The organism is Micromonospora desertarenae, from assembly GCF_056150265.1.
Map to the genome: position 1 here is coordinate 1 of NZ_JAXCFQ010000002.1, position 16,758 is coordinate 16,758.

Sequence of the window (16,758 nt, forward strand, 5' to 3'; positions counted from 1 at the left end):
GTCCCGCCAGGGGCACGGCTGGTTAGCTACGTTCGGAAGGGATAACCGCTGAAAGCATCTAAGCGGGAAGCTCGCTTCAAGATGAGGTATCCCACCACCTCCGGGTGGGTAAGGCCCCCAGCTAGACGACTGGGTTGATAGGCCGGAAATGTAAGCCCGGTAACGGGTTCAGTTGACCGGTACTAATAGGCCGAGGACTTGACTACCAAGCTGCTACGCGTCCACTGTGCAACTCCCGACAAACGAACAACACACCCGATGTGTGGTGTTGTTTGATATGTCGATAGAGTTACGGCGGTCATGGCGGAGGGGAAACGCCCGGTCACATTCCGAACCCGGAAGCTAAGCCCTCCAGCGCCGATGGTACTGCACTCGCGAGGGTGTGGGAGAGTAGGACACCGCCGGACAACCTTTCCATTCAGGGCCACCCCTACCAAGGGGGTGGCCCTGAATGCGTTCACCCCCACCTTTCTGCCGGCCGCCAACCCACCCCGCCGAACACAGCGGGGGCCGAACCCCACCCGGCGCCGGACCGACGAAGCGGGCCGGAAGGCTGCGGGATCCGGCGAATCGACCGCGGGCCGGACGGCGGTTCTCGTACCGTCGGGTCGAGGTCAGGCTCGTCGACGGGGAGCGGGTATGAAGATCGGCATCATCGGGTCCGGACACATCGGTGGCACGCTCACCCGCCGGCTGTGTTCTCTCGGGCACGACGTCACCGTCGCCAACTCGCGCGGCCCGCAGAGCCTCGGCGAACTGGCCCAGGAGACCGGGGCGACCGCCGGGACCGTCGAGCAGGCCGCCCGGGACTCGGAGGTGGTGGTCGTGGCGGTGCCGCTGAAGGCCGTACCGGACCTGCCGACGGACGCGTTCGCCGGCAAGGTGGTCGTCGACGCGGACAACTACTACCCGGAGCGGGACGGGGAGATCGCCGAACTGCGGGACCGGAGCATCTCGTCCAGCCGGTGGACCGCCGACCATCTCCAGGGCGCCCGGGTGGTGAAGGCTTTCAACACGATCATGGCGCCGCACCTGATGGAGAACGGGCGTCCGGCCGGCCAGGCGGGCCGGATCGCGCTGCCGGTGGCCGGCGACGACGCCGAGGCGAAGCGGACGGTGATGGAGCTGGTGGACGCGCTGGGCTTCGACCCGGTCGACGGCGGAACGCTGGACGAGAGCTGGCGGCAGGAGCCGGGCACCCCGGTCTACGGCGCCGACCTGGACGCGGACGGCGTACGGCAGGGTCTGGCGCAGGCGCGGCCCTGAGCGCGTACGACATGACACTGCCCCGCCGGCGACCAAGCCGGCGGGGCAGTTGTCAGCGTGCGCCCGGCGGGCGTCAGGACGGTTCGGGGCCGCAGATGTAGCGGGGCTCCGCGTCGTAGCGCCAGGTGAACTTCTCCCGCTTGACCACCTTGCCGTCCTTGCGGATGACCCGGTACGCGTCCTGCGTGAAGCCGTCGATGCCGTTCGCCGGGATACAGGACGGACCCGGCTTCAGGTAGATGGTCTTCGGCTTGGTGATGTTGCGCCGCGGGCTGTACTCGGTCTTCACGCTGTCGTAGATCTTCGTGCTCCAGATCGACACGGTGATCGAGCTGGACGTGTACGAGGTGTCGATGAGCACGCCGTACTCGGTGTTGTTGCGGAACTTGAAGTCCAGGTCGGGCCAGAAGATCGTCGACTCGATCACCGGCGGGTACCGGCTGAACCAGTAGGAGTGCGGCTTGTGCTCGACGTCCTCCAGCCCGGCGTAGTAGGTGGCGTTGAAGAGCGTGGTGGTGAACTGCGAGGTGCCGCCGCCCACGCCGGGCACCAGCTTGCCGTCGAGGATGACCGGGGCGTCCCGGTAGCCCTGCGCGTAGCCGCGCTCGCCGGTGTGGCCGTTGAGCGAGAACGTCTCGCCCGGCAGCACCACCGTGCCGTCCACGTCCTTGGCGATGGTGACGATGTTCTGGCTGCGCGGCGAGGAGAGGCCGCCGGCGAACCGGGTGGTGAAGGAGGAGACCTTCTCCTTGATCCCCAGGCTGGCCACCTTCTCCGCGGTCAGCTCCGGCTCGGCGGGCTTCAGCTCGCCGGTGACCTCCCGGCCGTCCGCCTTCGGCAGGACCGCCAGCAGGTCGCGGGCCAGCGCCGCGCTGTCCAGCTGCTGCCCCGGCCGGCCGTTGTCGACCACCTTCGGCTTGCCGCCGGAGATGGTCATCCGGGCGTCCTTCGGCGGCACCTCGATCTTCGTCAGGTCGTTGCCCAGCGCCGCGCGCAGCCGCTTCACGTCCACCTGCGGGGTCAGCGTGCCGGCCTTGTCAGCGGTGAACCGCAGGCTCTTCGCGATCGCCTTCGGGCTGATGGTGACCGAGCCCTTGTCGGTGCTGAGCTTCACCGGCGCGGCCACCGCCGGCTTCGCCAGCTCGGCGACCAGCCGGTCCACCTCCTCGGCGGTGGTCGCCGGGTGCGACTCGACCAGCGGCACGGTGACCGGCTGTCCGCTGAGCCACCCCTGGCGCACCGCCTGGGCGGAACGTTCCGGGTCGAGCGCCAGGCTCGGCTTCGGGTGGACCGCCTTGGGGGTGGTGCCGGAGAAGGTGATCGCCGGCATGGTCATCTTCCGGCCCTGGTCGCCGACGACCTTGGCGAGCGCGGCGTCGAGCCGGGTGACGTCGACAGTGACCACCGGCGCAACGCTGCGCTCGCCGACCAGCCGGTCGACCGCGTGTGCCCGCGCCTCGACCGCCGCCGACACGGTGGCGTCCACGTCGACCGCGAGGCCGACATCGGCCGGGCTGATCTCGGCGGTCCGTTCACCCACCCGTACCTGGAGCGGAGCGGCCAGCTCGGCCGCGCGGCGGTCCAGCTCGGCCCGGAGCTCCCGGGCCGCGTCCGCCCGGCTCCGGCCGCCCAGCTCGGCGCCGAGCACGGTGGTGCCGCGCGGCACGTCACCGGCGTACGCGTAGGCGCCCACGCCGCCCACCGACGCCAGCACCGCGGCGGTGACCCCGGCGGCGAGCAGCACCCGGACCCGGCGCCGTCGCGGCCGTCCGCCCGCCGGTCCGGCGGCCTCCGGCTCGTCGCCGGGCCAGCTGACCGCGGTGACCTGGACGGTCGGCCGGTCGTCGGCAGGGGGAAGTTTCTCGCCGTACAACGTCACAGCAACCTCGATCGGGACATACCACACGGGGGCCGTCGCCCCGGGAGACACCTACGGTAGCCAACGCTCGGGCGGTCGGGGAGTCTGCGCCCCGCGCCCGCCGACACCGCGTGTCGCCCGGCGTGTCGTCCGGGCGCGGGCCGGCGCCCGGGGCCGAACGGCGGCGTGGCACGGTATGGGCATGCGAGCGGACGGCGTGGTCCTGGCGTACGGCGGCGGTTGGCTGGACCGGGCGGGGCCGCTGCGCGCCGACCCGCACCGGATCACCGCTCTGCTGGCCGACCCGGGCACCGCCGTGCTGCCGCTGTGGCGGGACCGGTGCCTGGTCACCTCCGGACAGGTGCCGGTGCGGCTGGCCGCCGACCGGGCCGCGGCCGCGCTCGCCGCCGCCGACGAGACCGTCTTCCTCGGCCTGGACGGCGACACCGCCGTCTTCGCCGTGGACCTGTCCGGGCACCCGGAGCCGGCGGCCGTGCGGCTGGCCGGGGCGGCCGCGGCGATGGACGTACGGGCGCTGGTGGGTCGGCTCGGCCCCGCCGAGGCGTCCGTGCAGGCGTACGCGCGCGGCCTGCTGCACTGGCACCGGCAGCAGCGCTACTGCGGCAGCTGCGGGGCGCCGACCACGCCCCGCGACGGTGGACACGTCCGCTGTTGCACCGGCGCCGGCTGCGGGCGGCTGCTCTTCCCCCGCATCGAGCCGGCGGTCATCGTGCTGGTGGAGGCGCCCGGCGCCCCGGACCGCTGCCTGCTGGCCCGGCACCGGGGCGCGCCGGAGGGGGCGTACTCGACGCTCGCCGGGTTCGTCGAGGTCGGCGAGAGCCTGGAGGACGCGGTCCGGCGGGAGATGGCCGAGGAGGCCGGGGTGACGGTGACCGACCTGGCGTACCGGGGGTCGCAGGCGTGGCCCTTCCCGGCCGGGCTGATGGTCGGCTTCCGGGCCACCGCCGCCTCGGAGACGGTGCGGGTGGACGGCGACGAACTGGTGGAGGCGCGCTGGTTCACCCGGGAGGAGCTGCGGGCGCGGGAGGCCGCGGGGCGGCCGCTCGGCCGGCCCGACTCGATCGACCGCCACCTGCTCGGTTCCTGGCTGGCCGCCGGATCCGGCGTCAGCTGACGACCAACGAGACGGCCGCCGACGGCGCTCCCGTGTCGACGCCGTCGGTGGCGGCGACCCGGAACTCGTACCGGTGGCCGCGGGCCAGCAGCACGGCGGTGAAGTCGGTTCCCGCCACGGGGTACGGGTCGGTACGCCACGCCCCGCCGGCCGTGGCGTCTCGCAGCTGGACCCGGTAGCCGAGGCCGGGGCCGGCGGACGCCCAGCTCAGGCGGGCCTCGCCGGTGCCGCTCCCGGTCACCACCAGCCCGACCGGCGTGGGCAGTCGCGGGGTGGCCCGGACGGTCCTGCTCAGCCGACCCGGACCAGCCTGGTTGACGGCGGCGACCGCGAACTCGTACTCGTGGCCGTTGCGCAGCCGGAGGACGGCGGCCTCGTTGCCCTGCACGGCCACCTCCTCCTCGGTGAACTCCCGTTCCCTGGCGGTGAGATCGCGCCGGTAGACGCGGTGCCATCCGCCGGGGTTGGCCGAGCGCCAGGTCAGCACCACCCGGCCCGCCCCGACCTGCTTCACCCGCAGCCCGGTCGGCACCACCCTCGGCGCGGTGAAGCGCGCGTGGGCCCGCACCGGTGGCGAGATCGGGCCCTCGCCGCCGCTGTTCACGGCGCTGACCGCGAACTCGTACTCGTGGCCGTGCTCCAGGTAGCGGGCGCGGTGGCTGGCCTGGGTGTCCAACGACGGCGAGCCGAGGCTAATCTGGCCTGCCGTGATGTCGCGCCGGTAGACCCGGTAGGAGACGCCCGGCCCGAGGCCGGCCCAGGTGAGCCGGATGTCGCCGTCCGCCTCCGGGTAAGCGGTCAGCCGCGTCGGCGCCGCCGGCGGAGTGACGAACGCGGTGGCCCGGACCGGCGCGGAGGGCGGGCTGTCGCCACCTCCGCCGACCGCGACCACTGTGAACTCGTACGTCCGGGCGTGCCACAGCGAGGCGACGGTCGCGCTCGTGCCGGTGAACGTTCCGATCAGGGCCGGTTCCCGCTGCCCCGACGTGACGTCGCGCTGGTAGAGCCGGAACAGCTGAACGAACGGCAGCGGGTTCCAGCGCACCGTCACGTCGCCGGCCCGCCCGGCCTCCGCGCGCAGGCCGCCCGGCGGCGGGGGCGGCGGTACGGTGGCGGTCATCCGGGCCACGGGCGAGGGTGGGCTCTCGCCCCGACGCCCCACCGTGGTCACCCGGAACTCGTACTCGTGGCCGTTGACGAGGAAGTCGGCCGACCAGCGGGGTTCGGCGGTCGGCTCGCCGATCCGGACGAAGTGGGTGTGACCGGCGGTCACGTCCCGGCGGTGGACCAGATAGCGCAGGTCGTCGTCGGCGATGACGGGCCGCCAGCGCAGTTCGGCGTTACCGGCGCCGCGCGCGTCGGCGGTGAGCGCGGCCGGGGCGGGCGGCACGTCGGCCCTGTCCGGCCGGGGGCGGGGCCAGTCGACCTCGATGAAACGAGGCCGGTAGACGGTGGCGTCCGCGTACGTCACCGCGTCGTCGACGTTGTTGACGTTGTACGAGATCAGCAGCTTCCCCGGGCGCGCCAGGTCGGGGTGCAGGTCGGCGTCGTAGACGAGGTGCCCCGCCTCGGTCTCCGGTGCGCGATGCAGGTAGTCCGGCCCCTCGAACGGCCCGGTCGGCGCGGCGGCCGAGTAGGCGACCAGGTCGGCACTGAAAACGAGGTTGTTCTCATGGGTGACCAGGACGTAACGGCCGCCGACCCGTTGGACGCCGTACGACGTGCCGACCCCGCTGAGGATCCGGGCGGAGCGGTCGGGGTCGGCCACCCAGTCGGTGCCCGTCCAGAACTCCCACCGGCCGGCGAGGTCGTCCCCCGCGACCCGGGCCACGTGCGCGAACTTGGTCTGGCCGAACGCTTCGGTGCCGTAGACCCAGGTGTACCCGCCGTCGCGGAGCAGCGTGGAGCCCCAGGAGATCCGCTTCCCCAGCGGTAGCGGCCGGATCCCGGTCGGCGTGAGCTCGGGCAGCGTGAAGGTCGCCAGCGCGGTGCCGAGCAGGGCGTGGTCGAGTGGGCCACTGCCGGTTCGGCGGTATCTGTTGACCAGCACCTGGAGGGTGTCGCCGACGACCTGGGCGTCGCCGATCCAGTGGAACTGGTCGGCGGCCGGTGGTGGCACGAGCGAGGCGGGCTCCTCAGCGGAGCCGCCGTGCACGGTCTCCCGCAGTTCGTCGCCGTGCTGCACCACGGCGGAGTTGTTGATGAACGCCGCGCTACGGGGCCGGGAGCGGTCGGGGTTGACCGGGCCGAGGAAGGTGTCGGAGAAGAGCCAGAGCAGGCGACCGTCGGGAAGCCGGACCGAGGTCGTCCGGTCGCCGCCGCTCCATCGGCCGGAGGTGTCGCCGTAGTGCTCGAAGAGGGCGGTGAGGCGGTCGGCCGACATGCCGCCCGTGGCCTGCGCCGGACGCGGAACGCCGGCGGCCAGGGTGACCAGCAGGGCGGCGGCGTAGAGCACGAGCAACCAGCGCGCGTGCCGGTGGGGGTCTCGCCGTCGCGCTGGGTTCGTGCTGACGCCCACCAGAAACCCCCGTCTCCTGGTTATCCGTCCCGCACTGTGACATGTGCTCCCGGTGCGACGGTAGGGTCCGTACGGGTGGGATTCGACCTGCTGCGCCGCTCCTGGGCCATTGTCAGGAGACCGGTGGCGACGGCGGTGAGCGCCGCGGTCGCCAGGGCCGCCCCGGCGATCCCGGCGACGGTCCGCGGCACGACGGTCGCGACGGCGACCGCGAAGACCACCGTCGACGTCCACAGCGGTGCGGCGGGCCACCGGTGTGAACCGGCGACCCGGGCATTGACCAGGATGAAGACGATCGCGTACAGCGCGCCGGTGCCGGCGAAGAGGGCGGCGTACCGGCCGGAGGCGGCGTAGCCGGGGCCGCCGGCCAGCCGGAAGGCGAGCCCGCCGGCGACGGCCGAGGCGAGCACCAGCGCCGCTCCCGCGCCGGCCACCAGGGCCAGCGCGGTGACCAGGGTGCGCCGGTCACCCTTGGCCAGCCGGGGTAGCGCGATCACGGTGACCACCTGGGGCGCCCAGAGCGCCCCCTTGGTCAGCACCGTGCCGACGGCATAGACGCCGGATGCGTCCGGCGGCAGGAAACGGCGGGCGAGCAGGAGATCCGCGTACGAGACGACGAGCATCGCCAGCGTGGCACCGCTGGCGGTGAGCACGGTCCGGGTGGCCAGCGAGGGCGCGATCGGGTCGATGCCGGCACCCCGGTTGAGACGTACCAGCAGGGCGAGCACCAGGACCGAGGTGACCGCACCGGCCAGCAGGGACCCGTTGAGCCCGCCGCCGAGCGAGAGGCCGACCACCATGCCCCCGTACCGGCCGGCGGCGAGCAGCGCCATGCCGCCGGCCAGCCGGAGGAATCGCTGGTCGCCCTGCAACTCCCCGAGCCACCGCCCGGCGGCGACGACCGCCAGGGTGAGCACGCCGAGCAGCAGCACCGCCGGGGCGTCCAGGCGCAGCAGTCCGGCGGCCACGGGCAGCGTCACGGCGAGCAGCGCGGCGGTGACGGCGACCGTGAGGAGGGTCGGCCGGGCGGTGGCGGCGCGGCCGTACCTGGCCCGGTGCACGGCGACCGCGATCTGCAGGCCGGTACTGGCCACGCCGCCGATCGCGCCGAGCGCCAGCAGCGTCGCCAGCGCGCTCAGCTGCGCCGGATCGAGGTGCCGCGCGCCGAGGACCGGAACCACGTAGGCCAGTCCGTTGACGAAGACACCGGCCAGGGTCACCGCGACGCCGGCCCTGCCGAGCCCGGCCATCGGGCCGCGTCGGTCCGAGTCTGTTCCCATCACCGCCCCGTGTGGCCGGCACTCCCGCTGGTGCCACGGGCGCGCGTACAGTGGCGCCACGCCGGTGCCACGCCCGGTCAGCGTAATGAGGAGGTCAACCCTGCGGGAGAGGTCACTGCTCGTCGGGCTCGGGCTGGCCGTCACCCTGCTGGTGCTGGCTCCGCTGGCGGCGCCGGGCTACGTGCTCAGCTACGACATGGTCTTCGTGCCGCACCAGCCGTGGCGTACCGAACTCGTCGCGCCGTCCGACTCGCTGCCCCGGGCGGTCCCGCTGGACGCCGTGGTCTCGCTGGCCAGCCAGTTGGTGCCCGGGTGGCTGGTGCAGCGGCTGGCGCTGGTCGCGATGCTGCTGCTCGCCACGATCGGGGCCGGGCTGCTGGTGCCGGCGCGGCATCCGGCCACCCGGCTGGTGGCCGCCCTCGGGTACGCGTGGACGCCCTATCTGGCGGAGCGACTGCTCATCGGGCACTGGGGTCTGCTGCTGGCGTACGCGTCGCTGCCCTGGCTGGTGGCGGCGGTGATCCGGCTGCGGGAAGGCGGGCGGTGGTCCCTGCCGCTGCTCGCGCTCGCCGCCGCACCCGCCGCGGTGACTCCGACCGGCGGGCTCATCGCCCTGGCGACCACCGCCGTGCTGGCGCCGCGCCGGGCCGGCGGTCGGGTCGCGGCGTTCGCGGTCGGGCTGGTGCTGCTCCTGAACGCGCCCTGGTTGGTGGCGGCCGCCCTCACCCGGGCGGACGCGCGAACCGACCCCGACGGGGTGGCGGCGTTCGCGGCCCGGGCGGAGAACTGGAGTGGAGCGCTCGGCGCACTGGCCGGCACCGGCGGTATCTGGAACGCGCAGACCACGCCGACGAGCCGGTCGTCGCCGCTGGCTCCGGTGGCCACCGCCGTGGTGCTCGCCCTGGCTGTGTACGGCTACCGGAGGCTGCGCCGCCGGTGGCCGGTCGGGTTCGCGGACCGACTCGCCGGGTTGGCGGCGGGCGGCTTCCTGGCGGCCGCGCTGGGTGTGCTGCCCGGTGCCGGGGCGCTGCTGGAATGGCTGGTCGCCGCGGTGCCGGGCGCGGGCGTCCTGCGGGACGGGCAGAAGTTTCTCGTCCCGTACGCCCTGCTGGTCGCCCTGGGGGCGGCGCTCGGCGCGGAACGGTTGGCTGCGGTGGCCGCTGGCCGGGCAGGTCGGGTCGGGGCCGGCGCCGTGCTCGCGGGGGCGCTGGCGCTTCCCGTGGTGGTCCTGCCGGACCTGGCGTTCGGCGTGGCCGGCCGGTTGCGCCCGGTGAGTTATCCGGCGGACTGGGACGCCGTCGCCGCCCGTCTCGACGGCCAGCCGGGCGAGGTGCTCTCGTTGCCGTTCGGCTCCTACCGGGCGTACCGGTGGAACGGCGGCCGGACGGCGCTCGACCCGTTGCCCCGGTACGTCGACGCCGACGTCCTCGTCGACGACACGCTCTGGGTCGGGACGACCGAGGTGAGCGGGGAGAACCGGCGGGCGGCGGAGGTGCGGCGGGTGCTGGCCAGCGGCGCCCCGGTGACCGCCACCGGGGCCCGCTGGGTGGTGGTCCAGCGGCTGGCCGGCGGCCATCGGGTGGATCCGGCGGTGCTGGTCGGGCTCCGCGAGGTGTACGCCGGCGAGGAGTTGACCCTGTACGAGAACCCAGCCAAGGGCGGCTCCGGCGTGTCGTGAACCGCCGTCGGCCCCCCGCCCGCCGGCCGGTATCGATCGTCCTCGCGGCCCTCCCCAGCACCGCTACTTGGTGGTAACGTCCCGCGCACGCAGCTCACGAGGAGGAAGTCAGCAGCATGCGCAGTGCTCTCTCGTTGGTTCTCGCCGGGGTGATCGCGGTCGCCCTCGGCGTCTTCGGGTCGGTGGCGCTGGCCACCACCCTCACCGGTACCTCGTCGTCCGAGGCCGCGAAGGCCGAGCAGGCCGCACGTAGTGGTTCGGGCGGCGGCAACGGCGGCGCCAACCAGCCGCTGGTCTACGGCACGAGGTAGGACGGCTCGACCGGCTCCATCTGCTCCGCCGACACCACAGCCTGAGCGTTCGCGGCCCTCGCCACGAGGGCCGCGAATTTTTCACCCGACACCGGCCAGGTGAAGCGGGCCGCGTGCGCCCGCGCCGCCGAGCCCATCGCGACCCGGCGGGCGTCGTCGGTGAGCAGCAGCCGCACCTTGGCCACGAAATCGTCGAGGTCGTCCGCGAGCAGGCCGCTCTCGCCGTCGACGAGCGCCTCCTCGACCCCGCCGGCGCCGCGGAAGGCCACGGTCGGCGTGCCCACCGCCCCGGCCTCCACGATCGTCAGTCCCCAACCCTCCTTCAGCGAGGGGGTGAGGGCGACCCAGGCGCTGGCCAACAGTTCGCGCTTCTCCACGTCGCTGACGAAGCCGGTGAACCGGACCCGGTCGGTGACACCCAACTCGGCGGCGAGCTGGCGCAGCTGCGGTTCCCACCAGCCCTGACCGGCCACCACGAGGGTGAGCCCGGGCAACTCGCCGGCGAGCCCGGCGACCGCGCGCAGGGCCAGCTCCACCTGCTTGTGTGGCACCAGCCGGCCGAGCACCACCAGGGACGGGTGCGGGGTGCGGGGCACCGGTCCGATGTTCATGTCCGGCGTCCCGTTGTGCACGATGGCGATCCGGGCCGGGTCGATGCCGAGGGTGGCCAGCTCGCGCCGGGTGGCCGCGGAGACTGTCACGTACTGGCAGCGGCGGTAGACGCGCGGGGCGAGCCAGGACTCCACCCACCAGCCGAACCGGGCCAGCCACCGGCCCAGCACCACGGGCCACTGCTCTCGGTGGACGTGGTGCACCAGCGCGATCACCGGTCGGCGGGCGTACAGGGCGGACAGGAAGGGCAGGCCGTTGCCCACGTCCACGATCAGATCCGGCCGGCCGCCGCGACGCCGGGTCAACGGCCCGAGACCCAGCGCGCCGGCCAGGTAGACCAGGGCGGCCCGCAGGTAGACGGTGTGGCGGCCACCTCGGCGTAGCACTCGCACACCCGCGGCGGTAACCTCCTCGGCCGGGCCGGCGGAGTGGGTGGCGCAGAGCAGCGTGGCCCGGTGGCCTCGGCGTACGAGCTCTCCGGCGATCCGCTCGACGTAGACCTCCGAGCCGCCGCCTTCCGGGTTCCGGGTGTCACGCCAGTTGAGGAACAGTACGTGCCGGTTCGCGGCAGCCGGTGCTTCCACACTTACTCCTACTGCCGAGTAGTCTTCGCGTCGCGTCACACTATGGGCTTCGTCACGCCCCCCGCAATGCCCGATCGGAGGCGAAATGCAGCAGGCGCCGGGCCGCCCGGAGCTGGCCGACCGGCCGGACGACACATCCAGACGGGTGTGGCGTCTGCGCTTGGTCGCGGTCTGTCTCGGTTTGTCGGCTCTGGCGTTCCTCCAGGAGCCGGGCATGATCGTCATCGACACCAAGGTGGACCTGGCGGTCGATCCGGCCGGATGGCTGAACCGGGCGCTGCACGTCTGGGATCCCGACGGGACCTTCGGCCAGCTGCAGAATCAGGCGTACGGCTACCTGTGGCCGATGGGCCCGTTCTTCCTCCTCGGCAAGCTGCTCGCCCTGCCGGCCTGGGTGGTGCAGCGGCTCTGGTGGGCGCTGGTCCTGACGGTGGCCTGCACCGGCGTGGTCCGGCTGGCGGAACGGCTGCACATCGGCACGCCCGGGGCCCGGCTGCTCGCCGGGGTCGCGTTCGCGCTCTCCCCGCGGCTGGTCACCGAGCTGGGGCCGATCTCGGTCGAGGCCTGGCCCAGCGCGCTCGCGCCCTGGGTGCTGGTACCCCTGGTCGGGCTGGCCCGGGGCGGGTCGGTGCGCCACGCGGTCACCCGGTCCGCGCTGGTGGTGGCGTGCGCCGGTGGGGTCAACGCGACCGCCGTGCTGGCCGTCGTGCCGCTGGCCGGGCTCTGGCTGCTCGGCCTGCACCCGGCTCGGCTACGGATCCGGGCGTTGCTCGCCTGGGGTCTCGCGGTGGCCGCGGCCACCGCCTGGTGGCTGGTGCCGCTGCTGCTGCTCGGCCGGTACAGTCCGCCGTTCCTCGACTACATCGAGACGGCGCCGGTCACCACGGCGCCGACCGACATGACGACGGTGCTGCGCGGGGCCTCGCACTGGCACGCGTACCTCAACGGCGCGTACGGGCCGCCCTGGTCCGCCGGCTGGCGACTGGCCACCGAACAGCCGCTGGTGGTGGCCACCCTGGTCGTCGCCGGCCTGGGCCTCGCCGGGCTGGCCCGCCGCGGTATACCGCAGCGGCGCTTCCTCATCACCGGCCTGCTGGTCGGGCTGGCCCTGGTCGGGCTCGGTCACGTCGGGACGATCGACGGGCTGGGCGCACAGACGCAGCGGGACTTCCTGGACGCGGCCGGCGCACCGCTGCGCAACGTGCACAAGTTCGACGTGGTGTTGCGGCTGCCGCTCATCCTCGGCCTGGCGCACCTGGCCGGGCTGCTGGCTCGGGCGGCCCGGGCCGCTGACCGGCCCGACCTGAATCCGGGCCTGCCCCGCCTGCTCCAGCCGGTTCGGCTGCGCGCCACCCTGGTCACCGGCACCGCCCTCGTCGCGGTCACCGCGGTGGCCACGCCAGCGCTGGCCGGCGGGTTGCCCGCCCAGGGCAGCTTCCGGGAGGTGCCGGGTTACTGGCACGAGGCGACCTCCTGGCTGGACCGGAACCTCGGTGAGGACCGGGTGCTGGTGGTGCCCGCCGCCCGCTTCCCCCGATACCTCTGGGGCAGCCCGAGCGACGAGGTCACCCAGCCGCTGCTGGAGAGCCCGTGGGCGGTGCGCAGTTCGGTGCCGCTCACTCCGCCGGGCACGATCCGGCTGCTCGACGCGGTGGAGTCGGCGCTGGCCAACGGCGAGGGCTCGGCCGGGTTGGCCGATCTGCTCGCCCGGTCCGGCGTGCGCTACCTGCTGCTGCGCTCCGATCTCGACTACGGCCGCTCCGGGGCCACCCAGCCCGTGGTGGTCCGGCAGGCGTTGCGCCGCTCACCCGGCATCACCCCGGTGCGGGCCTTCGGGCCCGAGGTCGGCGGTGGCCAGCTACCCGGCAACTTCGTCGACCACGGACTGGACGTCAAGGTCCGGGCGCTGGAGGTGTACGAGGTCGAGCGGCCGGTCAGCCAGGTGGTCGCGTACGACGCCGAGGGGCTGACCACCGTGGTGGGCGGGCCGGAGTCCCTGCTCCAGATCGCCGCCGCCGGCGAACTCTCCGATGCGCCGACCGTGCTCGCCGGGGACCGGCCGGAAGGGCTGACCGGCGGCCAGGTGGTGCTCACCGATGGGATGCGCCGACGGGAGGTCGCCTTCGGGCAGCCACACGACAACGCCTCGGCGACCATGGCGTCGGACGACCCGGCCCAGCTCGGCGCGCCGGCCCGGGACTACCTGCCGCCCTGGGGCGACGACCAGGCGACCACGGCGCGCTACCTGGGCATCGAATCAGTCACCGCGTCGAGTTCCTGGTCCGACGCCCAACCGCTGGTCGGTGGCCGGCCGGCGCACCAGCCGTTCGCGGCGGTGGACGGCAACCTCGCCACGTCGTGGCGCTCGGCGCCCGGAACGGCCGCCACCGCGCAGTGGTTGCAGGTGGAGCTGACCGAGGTGCAGGTCGTCCGCGAGGTCAGCCTCACCTTCGACACCGGCGCGGACTCGCTGCCCACCCGGATCACTGTCAGCACCGGCGCCCAGCAGACGGTGGTGGAGAATCCCGGCCAGAGCGTGCGGGTCACCCTTCCCGCCGGCCACCCGACCCGCCGGGTCCGGATCTCCGTCAACCAGGTCTTCGACATCCGCGCCGGGTTCGGCGGCGTCGGCATCGCTGAGCTGTCCATCCCCGGCGTACGCGCGGAGCGCACCCTGGCGGTGCCGGCGCCGCCGGACACCGCCGCCCCCGCCTCCGTCGTGCTCACCGCCGCACCCGGCGCCTCCCCGTGCGTCTTCCACGAGGGCCGGCCGATCTGCGACGGCGGCCTGACCCGGGAGTCGGAGGACGGCGATCGGATCGACCGGACGCTGAGCCTGCCCATCGCTGCCGGCTACGACGTGGCGCTGCGGGTCCGCCCGCGCGCCGGGGGTGCCCTCAACGCACTGCTCGACGGCGGTGGCGACGCGGCGGTCGCCCGCGGCGTGAGCCCGACGGTCGCCGCCTCCAGCGTCGGCGTCACCCACCCGGCGGCCCGCCCGGGTGCGGTCGTCGACGGTGACCCGGCCACGACCTGGTACGCCGCCGAGTCCGACCAGCAGCCGTGGCTGCGGTTGACCTGGCCCAAGGCGCGCAGGATGGCGGGGATCAAGCTGGCCCTGCCGCCGACCGCGGCGGCTGCGCGACCCTGGCAGGTCACCGTGATCGGAGACGGCGGGATGCGCGGTGGCGTCCTCGACGACGGCGGCAGCCTGGTCTTCGACCGGCCGCTGACGACTGACGAGATCACCGTGTTGATCTCGGATGTCGTGCCGGCCAACTCCTTCGACCCCTACCGGCGGTTGTCCCGGAGCCTGCCCGTCGGGGTGGGCGAGTTGACCGTGCTGCCGGACGGTCCCGTGCTGCGCAACGACCCGGACGAGCGGATCACGCTGCCCTGCGGAACCGGGCCCACCATCGAGGTCGGCGACCTCCGCCGCCGGACGTCGCTGGTCGCCAGCCGGCGGGACCTCGTGCAGTTGCGCGAGGTCGACGCCGTGCTGTGCGGCGCCGGCGCCAAGGACCCGCTGCCGCTGGCCGGCGGTGAGGTACGGGTGGTGGCGGCGGCCAGCCGGTTGGCGACGCCGACCCGGTTGGTCCTCACGCCGGACGCGGTGGTGCCGGGCTCGGCCGACGGCAGCGCGGCGGGTGCGGCGGGCACGGCCGGCACGGCGGGCGCCCCCTCCGCCATCCAGACCTCGGTCCGGGTGGACGGCTGGGCGGCGACCCGGCGGTGGCTGCACCTGGATCCGTACCCGGGCCAGCGGGTGCTGGCCCTGCGGGAGAACGCGAACGCCGGATGGGAGGCCGTCGCGGACGGCAAGCGCCTGACGCCCTTCGTGGTCGACGGCTGGCAGCAGGGTTGGCTGGTGCCGGCCGGCTACTCGGGCGAGGTGGTGCTCCGGTTCGCCCCGGACGACGGGTACGCGGTGGCCCTCGGGGTCGGCGCGCTGCTGCTGGCCGGGATCACGGCAGCGGCCGTGCTGCCGGCCCGGGGTACCGCCGGGCCGGTCGTGGCGCTGGTGCGCCGGCCCCGGCGCCGGCTGCTCGCCGTGGTCTTCGGCGGGACGGCGTTGCTGCTGGTCGGTGGCCTGGCCGCGGTGGCGGTGGCGGTGCTGGCGGCGGCCGCCGTGGTGGCCGGCCGGGCGCTGGAGCCCCATCTGCACCCGCCGGACCGGCGGGGCCTGCACCGGTTGCGCCGGGCGGTCGGGCGGTGGCTACCGGTCGCCTGCTTCGCCGTTGCCGGTTGGTACGCGGTGACGGTGGGTGGGCACACCGCCCCGGCCGCTCAGTTGGCCGCCGTGGCGGCGGTAACGGCGCTCTGGGTCTCGCTGCTGCGCCGGCGCCGGCGCACCGGCGGCCCGTTCCAGCGCTGGAAGGGGCGCTCGACGACGTAGTAGCTGAGCGCCGCGAGGACCAGTCCCCCGGCGACGGTGAGCAGGAATATCTCGCCCGGATCACCGGTGAAGGTCGGCCGGTCGCCGACGAGGTAGATGCCCTCCAGCACGAAGGGATGCCAGAGGAATAGGCCGTAGGACACGCGGCCGAGCCACCGGCCGACGACGCCGCCGAGCACGGCCTTGGTCCGGGTGGCCGGCCCGAACGCCACCGGGAGCACCACCATCACCGCCACCACGGCGTAGAGCAGCATCTTCAGGCCGAACTGGGCGGCCGTCGGCTCGGCCAGGTCCCGCGGGCCGAGGATCGGCGTGGTGGCCACGGCCAGCGCGGCCAGCGCGATCGACCAGCACGCCAACGGCGCGGCACCCAGGTCGTCCAGCCACCGCCAGCGGTTCCCGGAGTCACCGGTGCGCAGCGAGACGTGAACGGTGGCCAGTGCCATGCCGGCCCCGAACCAGCCGGCGTACGAGGGCAGCCACATGGTGTGCAGACCGAGGTCGAGCACCCCGAGGCCCATCAGCACCACCCAGCCGACGGTGATGCCCACCCCGGCGACGATGATGAGCGAGGCCCGACCGGGCCGCCAGCGCCGGCCGAGCAGCAGTGCGGCCAGCAACGGGAGCAGCAGGTAGAAGGTGGCCTCGGTGGCCAGGCTCCAGGTCTGGCTGAGCCCGTGCCGCAACTGCCGGGGCTCGTAGATCTGGGTCAACGTCAGGTGCCGCCACCAGTCGCCGGCGGGCGCCGGCCGGTTCTGTGGCAGCACCAGCAGGCAGACCACCACGGTGACCCAGTACGCGGGCAGGATGCGGGTCGCCCGCCGCCACAGGTACCGCCCGGTGGAGGGTCGCGGCTGGTAGGTGGCCAACGAGTGCGCGTACGGCCGGAAGAGCAGGAAGCCCGAGAGCACGAAGAAGATCGCCACCCCCACGTCCAGCCGAGACAACCAGCTGCCCAGTCCCGAGTCGTTGGTGTTCGCGCCGGTGGCGAACCCGACATGGTGCCCGACGACGGCGAGCGCCCCGATCACCCGTACGGCGTCGAGCGCGGGGAGCCGCCGGAGGACTTGATTCGGAATTGGAACAGACATCAGCCGTCCAGAGGGTCGCGTGGATATGT

At 74.0% G+C, this 16,758-nt stretch carries 10 protein-coding genes and 2 rRNA genes; 7 read left to right on the forward strand and 5 right to left on the reverse strand.

Annotated elements, in window-relative coordinates; all coding sequences use genetic code 11:
• The 3 genes from SM577_RS02995 to SM577_RS03005 form a co-directional block, all read left to right on the forward strand.
• Nucleotides 1–206 (forward strand): 23S ribosomal RNA (locus SM577_RS02995); the annotation flags it as partial.
• 84 nt (nt 207–290) lie between these two features.
• Nucleotides 291–407: ribosomal RNA gene (rrf, locus tag SM577_RS03000) — 5S ribosomal RNA — on the forward strand.
• Between the two features lie 232 nt (nt 408–639).
• Complete coding sequence (locus SM577_RS03005; RefSeq protein WP_474586231.1) at nt 640–1,266, forward strand: NADPH-dependent F420 reductase; 627 nt, start codon at nt 640–642, stop codon at nt 1,264–1,266.
• Between the two features lie 73 nt (nt 1,267–1,339).
• Here the strand turns inward: SM577_RS03005 and SM577_RS03010 are convergent, their stop codons facing one another.
• Nucleotides 1,340–3,145, reverse strand: a complete 1,806-nt coding sequence (locus tag SM577_RS03010; protein ID WP_474586232.1) for a VanW family protein — start codon at nt 3,143–3,145, stop codon at nt 1,340–1,342.
• 181 nt (nt 3,146–3,326) lie between these two features.
• On the opposite strand from SM577_RS03010, the gene nudC reads away from it, so the two are divergent.
• Nucleotides 3,327–4,259, forward strand: coding sequence for an NAD(+) diphosphatase (gene nudC, locus SM577_RS03015; protein ID WP_474586233.1), 933 nt, complete (start codon nt 3,327–3,329; stop codon nt 4,257–4,259).
• Here nudC and SM577_RS03020 read toward each other — a convergent pair.
• A complete protein-coding gene (locus SM577_RS03020) occupies nt 4,252–6,714 on the reverse strand; it encodes a fibronectin type III domain-containing protein (RefSeq protein WP_474586443.1) in 2,463 nt (820 codons plus the stop codon). The genes nudC and SM577_RS03020 overlap by 8 nt on opposite strands.
• A gap of 83 nt (nt 6,715–6,797) precedes the next feature.
• Entirely contained in the window at nt 6,798–8,057 is a 1,260-nt protein-coding gene (locus tag SM577_RS03025) for a polysaccharide biosynthesis protein (RefSeq protein ID WP_474586234.1), read from the reverse strand.
• 85 nt (nt 8,058–8,142) lie between these two features.
• On the opposite strand from SM577_RS03025, the gene SM577_RS03030 reads away from it, so the two are divergent.
• Together SM577_RS03030 and SM577_RS03035 are read left to right on the forward strand one after the other, a co-directional pair.
• Entirely contained in the window at nt 8,143–9,735 is a 1,593-nt protein-coding gene (locus SM577_RS03030) for an MmpA family trehalose lipid delivery protein (protein ID WP_474586235.1), read from the forward strand.
• A 116-nt stretch (nt 9,736–9,851) separates the two neighbouring features.
• Nucleotides 9,852–10,046: a hypothetical protein gene (locus SM577_RS03035; RefSeq protein ID WP_302920520.1), complete on the forward strand. Its 195-nt coding sequence runs from the start codon at nt 9,852–9,854 to the stop codon at nt 10,044–10,046.
• Here SM577_RS03035 and SM577_RS03040 read toward each other — a convergent pair.
• Nucleotides 10,031–11,242, reverse strand: coding sequence for a glycosyltransferase family 4 protein (locus tag SM577_RS03040; RefSeq protein ID WP_474586236.1), 1,212 nt, complete (start codon nt 11,240–11,242; stop codon nt 10,031–10,033). The genes SM577_RS03035 and SM577_RS03040 overlap by 16 nt on opposite strands.
• A gap of 85 nt (nt 11,243–11,327) precedes the next feature.
• Between SM577_RS03040 and SM577_RS03045 the strand changes: the two genes are divergently transcribed.
• Nucleotides 11,328–15,638: an alpha-(1->3)-arabinofuranosyltransferase domain-containing protein gene (locus SM577_RS03045; protein WP_474586237.1), complete on the forward strand. Its 4,311-nt coding sequence runs from the start codon at nt 11,328–11,330 to the stop codon at nt 15,636–15,638.
• Here the strand turns inward: SM577_RS03045 and SM577_RS03050 are convergent.
• The gene (locus SM577_RS03050) at nt 15,530–16,729 is read right to left on the reverse strand and encodes an acyltransferase family protein (protein WP_302920523.1); all 1,200 of its coding nucleotides are present in this window, start codon (nt 16,727–16,729) and stop codon (nt 15,530–15,532) included. The two genes, SM577_RS03045 and SM577_RS03050, sit on opposite strands and share 109 nt — an antisense overlap.
• Nucleotides 16,730–16,758 lie beyond the last annotated feature (29 nt).